General features: G+C 52.3%; 13 protein-coding genes. 4 read left to right on the top strand and 9 right to left on the bottom strand.

The window, feature by feature from the left end:
- Nucleotides 1-46 precede the first annotated feature (46 nt).
- Both AC0Z7K_RS10585 and AC0Z7K_RS10580 read right to left on the bottom strand, forming a co-directional pair.
- Nucleotides 47-328: a PTS sugar transporter subunit IIB gene (locus tag AC0Z7K_RS10585; RefSeq protein ID WP_413529287.1), complete on the bottom strand. Its 282-nt coding sequence runs from the start codon at nucleotides 326-328 to the stop codon at nucleotides 47-49.
- Between the two features lie 119 nt (nucleotides 329-447).
- On the bottom strand, nucleotides 448-891 hold the full coding sequence (locus AC0Z7K_RS10580) for a PTS sugar transporter subunit IIA (protein WP_112166883.1): 444 nt from the start codon (nucleotides 889-891) through the stop codon (nucleotides 448-450).
- 329 nt (nucleotides 892-1,220) lie between these two features.
- Between AC0Z7K_RS10580 and AC0Z7K_RS10575 the strand changes: the two genes are divergently transcribed.
- Nucleotides 1,221-2,237, top strand: coding sequence for a LacI family DNA-binding transcriptional regulator (locus AC0Z7K_RS10575; protein WP_413529286.1), 1,017 nt, complete (start codon nucleotides 1,221-1,223; stop codon nucleotides 2,235-2,237).
- Nucleotides 2,238-2,291: 54 nt separating this feature from the next.
- On the opposite strand, the gene yfcD is transcribed toward AC0Z7K_RS10575, so the two are convergent.
- The gene (gene yfcD, locus AC0Z7K_RS10570; RefSeq protein WP_485614335.1) at nucleotides 2,292-2,924 is read right to left on the bottom strand and encodes an NUDIX hydrolase YfcD; all 633 of its coding nucleotides are present in this window, start codon (nucleotides 2,922-2,924) and stop codon (nucleotides 2,292-2,294) included.
- A gap of 328 nt (nucleotides 2,925-3,252) precedes the next feature.
- On the opposite strand from yfcD, the gene yfcG reads away from it, so the two are divergent.
- Nucleotides 3,253-3,897, top strand: a complete 645-nt coding sequence (gene yfcG / locus AC0Z7K_RS10565) for a GSH-dependent disulfide bond oxidoreductase (RefSeq protein ID WP_413529284.1) — start codon at nucleotides 3,253-3,255, stop codon at nucleotides 3,895-3,897.
- 156 nt (nucleotides 3,898-4,053) lie between these two features.
- A complete protein-coding gene (locus AC0Z7K_RS10560) occupies nucleotides 4,054-4,950 on the top strand; it encodes a TIGR01777 family oxidoreductase (protein ID WP_485614334.1) in 897 nt (298 codons plus the stop codon).
- A 235-nt stretch (nucleotides 4,951-5,185) separates the two neighbouring features.
- On the opposite strand, the gene AC0Z7K_RS10555 is transcribed toward AC0Z7K_RS10560, so the two are convergent.
- Entirely contained in the window at nucleotides 5,186-6,781 is a 1,596-nt protein-coding gene (locus AC0Z7K_RS10555; RefSeq protein WP_485614332.1) for an ABC transporter substrate-binding protein, read from the bottom strand.
- A 157-nt stretch (nucleotides 6,782-6,938) separates the two neighbouring features.
- Here AC0Z7K_RS10555 and pepT point away from each other — a divergent pair, with 157 nt between their 5' ends.
- Complete coding sequence (gene pepT / locus AC0Z7K_RS10550) at nucleotides 6,939-8,171, top strand: peptidase T (RefSeq protein WP_485614330.1); 1,233 nt, start codon at nucleotides 6,939-6,941, stop codon at nucleotides 8,169-8,171.
- A 40-nt stretch (nucleotides 8,172-8,211) separates the two neighbouring features.
- On the opposite strand, the gene hisP is transcribed toward pepT, so the two are convergent.
- The 5 genes from hisP to AC0Z7K_RS10525 all read right to left on the bottom strand — a co-directional run bounded on the left by hisP (nucleotide 8,212) and on the right by AC0Z7K_RS10525 (nucleotide 12,205).
- Nucleotides 8,212-8,985: a histidine ABC transporter ATP-binding protein HisP gene (gene hisP, locus AC0Z7K_RS10545; RefSeq protein WP_413529280.1), complete on the bottom strand. Its 774-nt coding sequence runs from the start codon at nucleotides 8,983-8,985 to the stop codon at nucleotides 8,212-8,214.
- Between the two features lie 36 nt (nucleotides 8,986-9,021).
- Nucleotides 9,022-9,738, bottom strand: a complete 717-nt coding sequence (locus tag AC0Z7K_RS10540; RefSeq protein ID WP_112166869.1) for an ABC transporter permease — start codon at nucleotides 9,736-9,738, stop codon at nucleotides 9,022-9,024.
- Nucleotides 9,735-10,421, bottom strand: a complete 687-nt coding sequence (locus tag AC0Z7K_RS10535; protein ID WP_112166868.1) for a histidine ABC transporter permease HisQ — start codon at nucleotides 10,419-10,421, stop codon at nucleotides 9,735-9,737. Before AC0Z7K_RS10535 ends, AC0Z7K_RS10540 begins: the two co-directional genes overlap by 4 nt.
- Nucleotides 10,422-10,526: 105 nt before the next feature.
- Nucleotides 10,527-11,309, bottom strand: a complete 783-nt coding sequence (locus AC0Z7K_RS10530; protein ID WP_485614327.1) for a lysine/arginine/ornithine ABC transporter substrate-binding protein — start codon at nucleotides 11,307-11,309, stop codon at nucleotides 10,527-10,529.
- A gap of 323 nt (nucleotides 11,310-11,632) precedes the next feature.
- On the bottom strand, nucleotides 11,633-12,205 hold the full coding sequence (locus AC0Z7K_RS10525; RefSeq protein ID WP_413529279.1) for a UbiX family flavin prenyltransferase: 573 nt from the start codon (nucleotides 12,203-12,205) through the stop codon (nucleotides 11,633-11,635).
- Between the last annotated feature and the right edge of the window lie 34 nt (nucleotides 12,206-12,239).

The following is a 12,239-nucleotide window of genomic DNA, read 5'->3' as shown; positions in this document are numbered from 1 at the left end:
ATCCACCTCATACTTTATTAGTTTTATATGTAGGGTTTAGTGACCGTCAGGACACCGGATGCTTTTCAAAATGTGCCACTAATTTAGCTTCCAGCTCGTTAATATCCACAATATTGGTAATGACAACCAGCTGACTTTCCGGGATGTTAGCGCTGGCGGCAATGTCCTTCGCCATCACGAACAGATCGGCCTCGCCGGGAATGGCCGAAGACAAATCAGAGTGCTCAACGTCAGCCTGAATATTTAATTTTTTCAGCACTTTTTTAATGTTCATTTCGACCATAAAGCTGCTGCCTAAACCGGAACCGCAAATTGCCATGATTTTCATTTTATTCACCTGTGTTTTTAAAAGTTTGTAGGTTCACGCATCAGAATTTTTTCTGATGTCATTACTGGTCACTACTTCCGTGATGAATTAACGTCATTCCATTAATGATGAGCTCAGGGTCAGAATTTCGCGATGACATCCTGAATGGTTTTAATATCTGCTGCCTGATGTATTTTCTGCATCTCTTCATCGCTGGAGAATAACTCCGCCAGTTCAGAAATTAACTCGATATGACTGTGTTTATCCGGTGCCGATAACATCACCACCGTATACACCGGGTCATTATCTTCGGAATTAAATTTCACGCCGTGTGGCAACGTGAGCAGCGACAGTCCTAATCCTTTCGCGCCCTCTTCCGGCCGGGCATGTGGCATCGCAATCCCCGGGGCCAGAACGAAGTATGGGCCCAACTTTTCCCTCTGGGCAAAAATCGCCGTCAGGTAGTCAGGCGTGATAGTGCCATCTTTCAACAGTGGTTCAGCGCTGACTTCCACTGCCTGCCGCCAGTCCGTGATATCTGTTCTGATCTGAATCCTGTCAGACGTCAGCCAATCATTCAGCATAGGTAGGGCTCCGGTTTATTTTTAAGAGCTGGCGTGCCGAATTCTCCGAGACCACACCAACGCCCTGACTCTACTCACCGGTAGCGTTAACATCTGTGATACATCTCACAAAGATAGCGCTACCAAACTTCTATCATTGGGAACTGTGATAGCGCTATCAAAAATAGTCACCTTCCGGTATCGCCTGACAGCAGTTCGCACAAATAACGGTATACTTTGTCGGGAAATCACCGATAATTTACCCAATTCTGCCGCAGAACCTTCGGGTATCACCCTGCTGCGGCTTGCTTTTTTCGCTATACCTGCGGGTATAGGAGTCAGGATTGTGAATGTCCATTAATAAGAAAAGACGCAGTACCGGGAGGGTAACGCTGGCTGATGTGGCGCAGTTGGCGGGCGTGGGTAGCATGACCGTCTCCCGCGCATTGCGCACGCCTGAACAAGTCTCCGATAAGCTGCGTGAAAAGATCGAAGAAGCTGTCAGCCAGTTGGGTTATTTACCCAACCAGGCAGCCAGTTCACTGGCCTCCGCCTCTTCTTATACCATCGCAATGATCGTACCGAGCCTCTCAGAACCGGGCTGTGCTGAGATGTTCGCTGGCCTGCAAAAAGTGCTGCAACCCGCCGGTTATCAGATAATGCTGGCTGAATCCCAGCACCGTATTGAGCGCGAAGAAAAGCTGCTGGAAACGCTGCTGTCATACAATTTGGCCGCGGCGATTTTGCTCTCCGTCGAGCACTCCGCTAACGTGCGGCAGTGGCTGGACAATCTGACGATTCCGGTTCTGGAAATCGGTGCTCTGACCGATTCTCCCATTGATATGAACATCGGCATTGATTATGTCGAAGCGATGTTTCAGCTCACGCAGACCGTGGTCGCAAAGGGATACCAGAACATCGGCATGCTGTGCGCCAATCAGGAGCAGTGGATTTTCCAGCAACATTTGCAGGGATGGCGCAAAGCGATGCTGAAAGCGCATATGTCCCCGCATCGGGTGATCAACGCCGCCGAGCCCGCGAGCTTCTCTACCGGTGCTCAGCAGTTGCCGGAGTTTCTGCTGGCGTGGCCTGAGATCGACGCGCTGGTGTGCGTTTCCGACGATCTCGCATGCGGTGCGCTGTATGAATGCCAGCGCAGGCGTATCAAGGTGCCGGACAGTCTGGCGGTCGTCGGTTTTGGCAATGCCGACGTGAGCAAAGTCTGTCAGCCACCGCTGACCACCATTGCTATTCCTCATAAAGAAATTGGCACGCGCGCGGCGCAGGCATTGCTGGCAAGAATTCATGATGAAGAGTGGGAAGAGGTGACGATCGCCTCGTCATTGTGTAAGCGGGACAGCTGTTAAGGCTCGGGCTTAAAAGCAGCGGACGACGTGATATCGCCCGCTTTTCTCAGATCATCAGACAGAAGGACTCTGATTTTTTCCCACATCATCCACATCGACTGTTTCAGCGTCTTGCGTTTCAGCAACCGGTGCAGCCGTTTCGCGGGTTAACGGCTTGCCGTGTTCTTTCTCATTATTGCGAGTCATCCACAGCGAAAGCGCTTTCAGAGAATCCGGCGTGAATTCGTCGCAGCGCGCGGTGATTTCTTCCGGCGTCATCCAGCGCACCGAATCAATCTCTTCTTCCTGAAGCGCGAACGGGCCGTGCGATACACAGCTGAACAGCGCGCCCCACACGCGGCATTTGTTCTCTTCCTCGAAGTAGAACTGGCCGTGTTCGGCAAAAGGCACACCGGCAATTCCTAACTCTTCTTCCGCTTCACGGCGAGCTGAATCAAGAATGTTTTCGCCGCTTTGCACCACCCCACCCGCCGTTGCATCAAGCCAGCCAGGATAGAAGTCTTTGGTTTCTGTACGGCGCTGAACCAAAATATTGCCCATTCCGTCATGAACCACAATGTAGCTGGCACGGTGACGCAGGACCTGAGCACGCATTTGTTGTCGGCTGGCCTGGGCAATGACCTCGTTGTCTTCGTTGACGATATCAACCCATTCTTCCGTACTGATGTTTTGCTCTTGTTCTGACATCCGCTGAAACCTTCTGTTTTAAGCGCTGGTCTGTGCGCAATGGGTCTGTGCGCAGTAATTGGTGCAACACGTCGACAATGTCCGGAGATTCTATCTGGGTCTGCCACATGGCTTCAATAGCAATGGATGCGTTGGTGACAGGTAAACGTTATGTCACCCCACAAACTTCGCCATAAGACAACTCCGACAAAGGTCTGACGCAGGCCGGTATTCATCAGCGTTATGATACCCTACTCAATCACTTTAAAAACGTGTGATTGACGATTCCACATTGGCGTATCTCGTCCCGCAGCTCCCACAGAGTGATTAACATAACGCAGGAGGCAATATGATTGATCTTTATTACGCACCCACCCCGAACGGCCACAAAATCACCCTCTTTTTGGAAGAAGCCGGATTGCCCTACCGCCTTCACCGAATTGATATCAGCGCAGGCGACCAGTTTAAACCCGAGTTTCTCGCCATCTCGCCTAACAATAAAATCCCGGCCATTGTCGACAGCCTGCCGGTAGACAACGGCGCACCCATAGGCGTATTTGAATCTGGTGCAATCTTGCAGTATCTGGCGGAAAAAACGGGCAAATTCCTCAGTAAAGAACTGCGCGAACGCACAACCACGCTGGAGTGGTTAACATGGCAGGTGGCCGGACTGGGTCCGATGCTCGGACAGAATCATCACTTCACCCATTACGCCCCGCAGCCAGTCCCCTACGCCATCGAGCGTTTTCAGCAGGAAACCAAACGTCTGTATGGCGTGCTCAATACCCAACTGACCAAAAACGCCTATATCGCCGGAGACACTTATAGTATTGCAGATATTGCGACCTACCCGTGGATTGTGGCGCATGAGCGACAGCGCATTGATCTGGCGGAATATCCGGCGGTTCGCAACTGGTTCGAGCGCGTCAAAGCCCGACCGGCGACGCAAAAAGCCTACGCACTGGCCGATACCACCCGCATCAATAATCGATAACCGCTCTGTCCCCGGTGTCTGCCGGGGGTTCTCCTTTTAAAAATCCCGCTTTAAATAATTTCCACTAATTGTGCTCCATATCGCGCGTTAAACGCGGCGACTCAACTATGATTACAGACAGTTCATTCGCGTATTCAGACAGTTAAGGAACCTGATATGAAAATCCTGATAACGGGCGCTACCGGGCTCATTGGTCGCAGGCTCACGGAGAGACTTGTTGAGCAATCTCATCAGATTACCGCCCTCACCCGTGCTCCCGAACGCGCTGCAAAAATACTGGGTTCACAGGTTCAGCTCTGGGAAACGCTGGACGGCAAAACGTCGCTGGACGGTTTCGATGCGGTGATCAATCTCGCAGGCGAGCCGATTGCCGATAAGCGCTGGACGAAAGAATACAAAGCCAAACTTTGCGAAAGCCGCTGGCAGTTAACCGAAAAACTGGCCCAGCTCATCAACGCCAGTCAGACACCACCATCAGTCTTTATTTCAGGTTCGGCAGTGGGTTATTACGGCGATCAGGGGCAGGCGTTAGTCCCGGAAGATGAACCCCCTAATAAGCAGTTTACCTGGCAGCTTTGCGCCCGCTGGGAAGCGCTGGCGCTGACGGCAGAAAGCCCGCGCACCCGCGTGTGTCTGCTGCGAACGGGCATCGTTCTGGCGGCCAAAGGCGGGGCACTGGCAAAAATCGTTCTGCCTTTCCGCGCCGGTCTTGGCGGACCGATCGGTGATGGTCAGCAATACATGCCGTGGATCCATATCGACGACATGGTCAGCGGCATCATTTTCCTGCTGATGCATGAAACCCTCACGGGTCCGTTCAACATGGTCTCGCCATATCCGGCGCGTAATGAACAGTTCAGCGCCCTGCTCGGTGAAGTCCTGCACCGCCCGGCGTTTATGCGGGCTCCTGCCGGGGTTGTACGGTTGCTGATGGGAGAATCATCAGTACTGGTACTGGGCGGCCAGCGGGCCGTCCCGATACGGCTGGAAGCAGCCGGGTTTATGTATCAGCATCAGGAACTGAAGGGGGCGCTGGAGGATTTACTGGGGTGATGAACTGGCGTTTTTTCAAAACGGATCGATCGGCGCCCACCCCTGCGAAGGGGAGAGCTGGAGTGGGAGATTAAGATCAAATCAAAAAAGCTGAAGTGTGCTTTGACAAATTTATCACCAGCCATACCGCCTCTCAGCCTCCCCCTTCTCAGGGGGAGGCGCAAAGCGTTTCGTTTTATACATTTAAATTCAGCAAGTTAGAGCGATGAGAAACCGGAATTTCCTCGATCTCACCCTACTCCTTCACATCCACCTGATAAAACACATGTTTACCAAACGGGTCAATCTCATACCCGCTCACTTCTTTGCGAACCGGTTCGAAAATCGTCGAGTGCGCAATCATCACCGCAGGGGCCTGATCGTGCATCATCTGCTGCGCCTGCTCGTAAAGCGCGACGCGTTTGGCGTGGTCGGTGGTTTCTTTGGCTTCAGTGATCAACTGGTCAAACGGTGCGTAACACCACTTCGCTGAGTTAGAACCGCCCTTCGCGGCGTTGCAGGTAAACAACGGGCCAAAGAAGTTGTCTGGATCGCCGTTGGCGGTGGTCCAGCCCATCAGCGCGGCCATGTGCTCGCCATTGCGGATGCGGGTCTGATACTCGCCCCACTCATAGCTGACGATGTGTGCTTTCACGCCAATCTTCGCCCAGTCAGACTGAATCATCTCCGCCATACGACGGGCATTCGGGTTGTAAGGACGCTGTACCGGCATCGCCCACAGATCGATGTCGAAACCGTCTGGCATGCCAGCTTCTGCCAGTAAAGCTTTGGCTTTCTCCGGTGAATAATCGTAATCCGTCACCTTGTCGTTGTAACCCCAGACACCGGTCGGCAACAGCGTTTTCGCCGCGGTGCCGGTGCCGCGGAATACCGCCTCGATGATTTGCGGCTTGTTGATCGCCATGCTCAGTGCCTGACGCACTTTCACGTTATTCAGCGGTGGCTTTTGGGTGTTGAAGGACAGGAAACCGGTATTCAGGCCCGATTTGCTCATCAGATTGATATCTTTATTGGCGCGCATACGCTCGAGATCTGCCGGATTTGGGAACGGCATCACCTGGCACTCATTTTTTTCCAGTTTTGCGAGACGCATCGAGGCATCCGGGGTAATGGTGTACACCAGACGATCAATTTTAGATTTACCCTGCCAGTATTCCGGGAAGGCTTTGTACAGCAAGCGCGTGTCTTTCTGGTACTGAACCAGCTCGAACGGACCGGTGCCTACCGGGTTCAGGTCGAGCTTTTCCGGTGTACCGGCTTTCAGCATCTGATCGGCATATTCTGCCGAGAGGATGGACGCAAAATACCAGGCCAGATCGGCGACGAACGGCGCTTCCGGGCGGGTCAGATTGAAACGCACCGTGTAGTCATCAACCTTATCAATGCTGCCAATCAAATCGCCCATCTTCAGGCTGTCGAAGTTCAGGTAGGTGCCGCCGGAAACTTTATGGTACGGGTTATTTTCGTCTTTCTGGCGCATGAACGAGAAGATCACGTCGTCTGCGTTGAAATCACGGGTAGGTTTGAACAGCTTGCTGCTCTGGAATTTCACGCCCTTGCGCAGGTGGAAGGTATAGGTTTTACCGTCCGGGCTGACGTCCCAGCTTTCCGCCAGACTCGGCACCAGCTCAGTTGTGCCGGTTTTGAAATCGACCAGACGGTTATAAATCGGCACCGCACTGGCATCAACCGACGTTCCCGAGGTGTAAAGTTGCGGATTGAATTGCTCCGGCGAACCTTCCGAACAATAAACCAGCGTTTTGGCGGAGACACCACCAGTGATTGCCAGAGCCAGTAACCCTGTGCTTATTTTGAGGATGTTGTGTTTCATTTTTTCCCTTTTCCCCTGTCCGGAGAATATTTAAAAGTTCTTCATCATGGAACCCAAAGCAAAAACAGATTAACATCTGAGTAACAACTAGTAATACTCTGTTATATATGAAAATCTTATAACAAGTAAACCCATTGGCGATCATTCAGAGGTCAAGATGTCGACAACTCTCGCAAAACAGCTTACCGAACGTTTCTACCGCTATCTCTCCGTGACGTCACAAAGTGACGCCAGTGTGAATACCTTACCGAGCACGCCAGGTCAGCACGACATGGCGCGTTTGCTGGCCGATGAGCTACATCAGCTCGGCTTAGAAAACATTCAGATTGATGAATATGCAACCGTCACAGCGGTGAAGCCGGGCACCAAACAGGGCGGCCCGCGCATTGGTTTCATTACGCATATTGATACCGTCGATGTGGGCCTGAGCCCGGATATTCATCCGCAAACGCTGCGTTTCACCGGCGACGATGTTTGCCTGAACAAAGAAAAAGACATCTGGCTGCGCCCTTCAGAACGCCCGGAAATTTTGCCCTATCAGGGCGAGGAGATCATTTTCAGCGACGGCACCAGCGTGCTCGGTGCCGATAACAAAGCTGCCGTGACCGTGGTGATGACCGTACTTGAGAATCTCACGGCTGATCAGGCGTACGGCGATATCGTCGTAGCCTTCGTACCCGATGAGGAGATCGGCCTGCGCGGTGCAAAAGCGTTGGATCTCGCGCGGTTCGACGTGGATTTCGCTTACACCATCGACTGCTGCGAATTGGGTGAAGTGGTATATGAAAACTTTAATGCAGCGGCGGTGGAAATCGATTTTACCGGCGTGACGGCGCATCCTATGTCGGCCAAAGGCGTGCTGGTGAATCCGCTGCTGATGGCACAAGATTTTATCAGCCATTTCGATCGTGCAGAAACGCCGGAAAACACCGACGGTCGCGAAGGCTACGTCTGGTTCAACGGCATGAGCGCTTCGCAGCAGGGCGCACAGCTGAAAGCGTCGATCCGTGATTTCGACAGTGCCAGCTTCGCGGCGCGTAAACAGAAAATTCAGGATGTGGCGAAGACCATTGCCGCTCAGTATCCGACGGCCAAAGTCTCGGTGGATATCAGCGATACCTATAGCAATATCAGCAGTGCGATCGGCGAAGATCGCCGGGCGATTGATCTGATTTTTGCCGGGCTTAAAGAGATCGGCGTTGAGCCGAAGGTGATCCCGATGCGCGGCGGCACCGACGGCGCGGCGTTGTCAGCCAAAGGTCTGCTGACGCCGAACTACTTCACCGGCGCGCACAATTTCCACTCAAAGTACGAGTTTCTGCCCGTCAATTCGTTTGTGAAATCCTACGAACTGACCGTGCAGCTGTGCCTGCTGGCCGCGAAAGGTTAACGATTTTAAGCTCCTCCCCTGCGAAGGGGAGGAGCTTTTATTACTTCAACGCACCCGACAAAAACTGTTGCAGACGCGTGCTTTTCGGATTGCTGAAAACTTCGGCAGGATTGCCCTGCTCTTCGATCACACCCTTATGCAGGAAAATCACGTGATTTGACACATGACGGGCAAATTCCATTTCATGGGTGACCACAACCATGGTTTTCCCCTCTTCCGCCAGCTTCTGCATAATGCGCAGCACTTCACCAACCAGCTCCGGGTCGAGCGCGGAGGTCGGTTCATCGAATAATAGCACTTCGGGCTCCATCGCCAGCGCACGGGCAATAGAGACACGCTGCTGCTGGCCACCGGACAAGTTCACCGGATATTTGCCCTGCGCACGCGCGTCGATCCCGACTTTGTCCAGATACTTCACGGCACGTTCGCGCGCTTCCGCTTTGCTCAGCCCCAGCACCTGCACCGGCGCTTCCATGACGTTTTCCAGCACCGTCATATGGCTCCACAAGTTGAAATGCTGAAACACCATTGTCAGTTTGGTGCGTAACAGTTGCAGCTGCTTCTTATCGAAGACTTTCAGCTGGCCGTCGGTGTCGCGCACCATACGGATGTCCTGATTATTGACGCTGATCGAGCCTTCGCTTGGCTTTTCGAGAAAGTTAATACAGCGCAAAAAGGTACTTTTACCGGAGCCTGATGACCCGATAATGCTGATCACATCCCCGGCATTCGCCGTAAGCGACACGCCTTTCAGCACTTCATGGTCGCCGTAGCGCTTGTGTAAATCGAGAACAGCTAATTTGTTTTCTGACATAACGTTTCCCGCAATGGTGTCGATAGTTGGCTTTTTTTAATGAGCGGACTGAGGCTTAACATGCGCCAGCCAGCGTTTTTCCGCCTTGCGGAACAGACCAATCAGAACAAAAGAAACACAAAGATAAATCACCGCCGCGATACCGAAGGCGTAAAACGGCTGATAGGTCGCCGAGTTAATATCACGGGCAATCTTCAGCACATCCGGCACGGTGGCGGTGAAGGCCAGCGCGGTGGAGTGCAGCATCAGGATAACTTCGTTACTGTACGCAGGCAGCGCCGTGCGCAGCGCAGAAGGCAAAATAATGCAGGTGTAGAGTTTGAAGCGCGAAAATCCGTAGGCGTTCGCTGCTTCGATTTCGCCGTGCGGCACCGAACGGATGGCACCGGCGAAAATCTCCGTGGTATACGCGCAGGTGTTGAGTGTTAGCGCCAGGATCGTACAGTTCAGACCACTGCGAAAGAACGCGTTCAGAAAATCCGTTCCACGCACGATTTCCAGGCTGTACATCCCGGAATAAAACACCAGCAGTTGAACGTACAGCGGCGTGCCGCGAAAAATGTAGGTGTATAACCAGATCGGATAGCGGATAAATTTATTGGAAGAAACACGGCCCACCGCCATCGGTACGGCCAGCAATCCACCAATGACGACGGAGCTAATCAGCAGCCACAGAGTGACAGCCAGACCGGTAAACCGGTAGCCATCGCTATAGAGCAGCGACCAGCCATATTGTTGAAGAATGTCGATCATAGCTCAGCCCTCTTCACACCCAGCGAATAGCGGCGTTCAAGCCATAACAACACGCCGTTCGACAGCGTGGTAAAGATCAGATAAACCACACCCGCGACAATCGCAAAGTAAAACGGCTGATATGTACCCTTGCCTGCCAGCTGAGTGGCTTTGACCACATCATTAAGACCGAGCAATGACACCAGCGCGGTGGCTTTCAAAATCACTTGCCAGTTGTTGCCGATACCGGGCAGCGCAAAACGCATCATGGCCGGAAAAAGAATACGACGGAAAATTTGTGAGCCGGAGAAACCAAAGGCGGTCGCCGCTTCGATTTGTCCACGAGGTACGGCCATAAACGCCCCACGGAATGTCTCGGTGAAATAGGCACCGTAGATAAAGCCGAGCGTAATGATACCGGCACTCATCGGGTCGATATCAATTTGGGTCAATCCCAGGGATTCCGTTACGCTATTGAGCGCAATCTGCAAGCCGTAAAAAATCAATAACATCAATACCAGATCAGGTACGCCGCGGATAAGCGTGGTGTAACAACCAAAGAAACCAGAGATAACCCGGCTTTTTGACAGTTTCCCACCCGCTCCGATGAGCCCTATCACCAGTGCTAAAACCACTGACGAAATCGCCAGTTCCAGAGTCACCAATGTGCCCTGGATGATTACCTGGGAATACCCATACAGCATGGTTTTTTCCTGTCTCAGTGGATCCCGCCGCAGGCCAGACAGGGCCCACGTCAGAACCTCAGGGAGCGGCGCACCGCCCCCTGCGGCACATCACACAGCGGGCAATTAGCCGCCGTATACGTCAAAGTCGAAGTATTTCTTCGCCAGCTTGTCGTAAGTCCCGTCTTTACGCATGCTATCAAACGCTTTGTTCAGCGCAGCTTTCAGGTCGGTGTCGGTCTTGCGCAAACCCATGCCAGTACCCACGCCGAAGAATTTATCGTCTTTCACGGAAGGGCCCGCAAACGCGTAATCTTTACCCGCAGACTGTTTCAGGAAGCCTTCGCTGCCTGCGACTTCATCCTGGAATGCAGCGTCGAGACGGCCAGATGCCAGATCCGCATAAATCAGATCCTGGTTCTGGTAAGCCACCACATTGATGCCTTTTGGCTGCCACATTGCATTGGCATACGCTTCCTGAGTGGAACCCTGTAATACGCCGACGTTTTTGCCTTTCAGCGCGTCCAGTTCAGGCAACACTTTTGAGCCTTTTGGCGCGATCAGACGGGCGTTGGCGGCGTACAGTTTCTCAGTGAAATCAATTTCCTGCTGACGCTTTTCAGTGATCGACAGTGAGGAAATAATCGCATCAATTTTTTTGGCTTTCAGGGAAGGGATCAGCGCATCGAAATCACTTTCAATATAAGTACATTTGATGGCCGCACGCTTACACATTTCGTTAGCGAGATCGATATCAAAACCGACCAGCTTACCGCTGGAGTCTTTTGATTCAAATGGGGCGTAAGTCGGATCGGTGCCGATATTAATTGCTTTAGGCGCAGCAGCAAATGCACTGCCTGCACTGGCTAAGACCAGAACCAGCGGAAGAACCTTGAACAACTTTTTCATACATTAGCCTCAGTGATTATTCATCTGTTGTGGTTGTGTGTGCGTGAATGAACGTCTTTTTATAGTTTGCTGAACGATGCAAATGGCTTTTTTGCCAGATTCTCTCATGCACTTTTCGTGCCGTTTCTCTGCAAGGGCAATTTCCCTGGAAAGAGAGTGAAAACCGGTCAAAAAAACATCAGGAAGTTGAAAGTATTCAGAGGTCTGTAGAAAGGATAGCGTAAGGGTCGCTTAACAATGCACCGTAATGAATCAATTTGTGATCACCGTTGGTGCAATGTTAGTGAAATGCTAGAAATAGGTGCGTAACAGAGAGGGAATTCTCAGTGGCTGCCCTGCCATCGAACAAATAAGTCCTGGGGCAGCTCAATATCAAACTGGTCTATGACACGGTTAACGGTTTGATTGATGATATCGTCCACCGATTCAGGGCGATGATAGAACGCCGGTACCGGCGGCATGATAATTGCGCCGAGCTCCGCAGCCTGCGTCATCAGGCGCAGATGCCCGAGATGCAGCGGAGTTTCGCGCACGCACAGCACCAGACGGCGGCTTTCTTTAAGCACCACATCGGCGGCGCGCGTCAGTAGACCGTCGGTGTAACTGTTCACAATGCCGGACAACGTTTTAATCGAACAAGGTAAAATCACCATGCCGGTGGTTTTGAATGAGCCGGAAGAGATACTGGCAGCGATATCGCGGGAATCATGCACCACATCCGCCAGTGCCTGAACGTCGCGCAGCGTCAGATCGGTTTCCAGGGTCAACGTTTGCCGTGCGGCATTGCTCATGACCAGATGGGTTTCAATATCGGGCACGTTTTGCAGCACCTGCAATAACCGGACACCATAAATTGCGCCACTGGCGCCTGAAATGCCGACAATAAGTCGTTTCATGAAAATGCCTTAGAAAAATGTTACCTGACCCGAT

The sequence above is a fragment of the Rahnella sp. 1L-D-7-B-C2 genome (assembly GCF_057290995.1).
The sequence above is the reverse complement of the archived record's forward strand: the minus strand, read 5'-3'. Positions and strand labels throughout refer to the sequence as shown.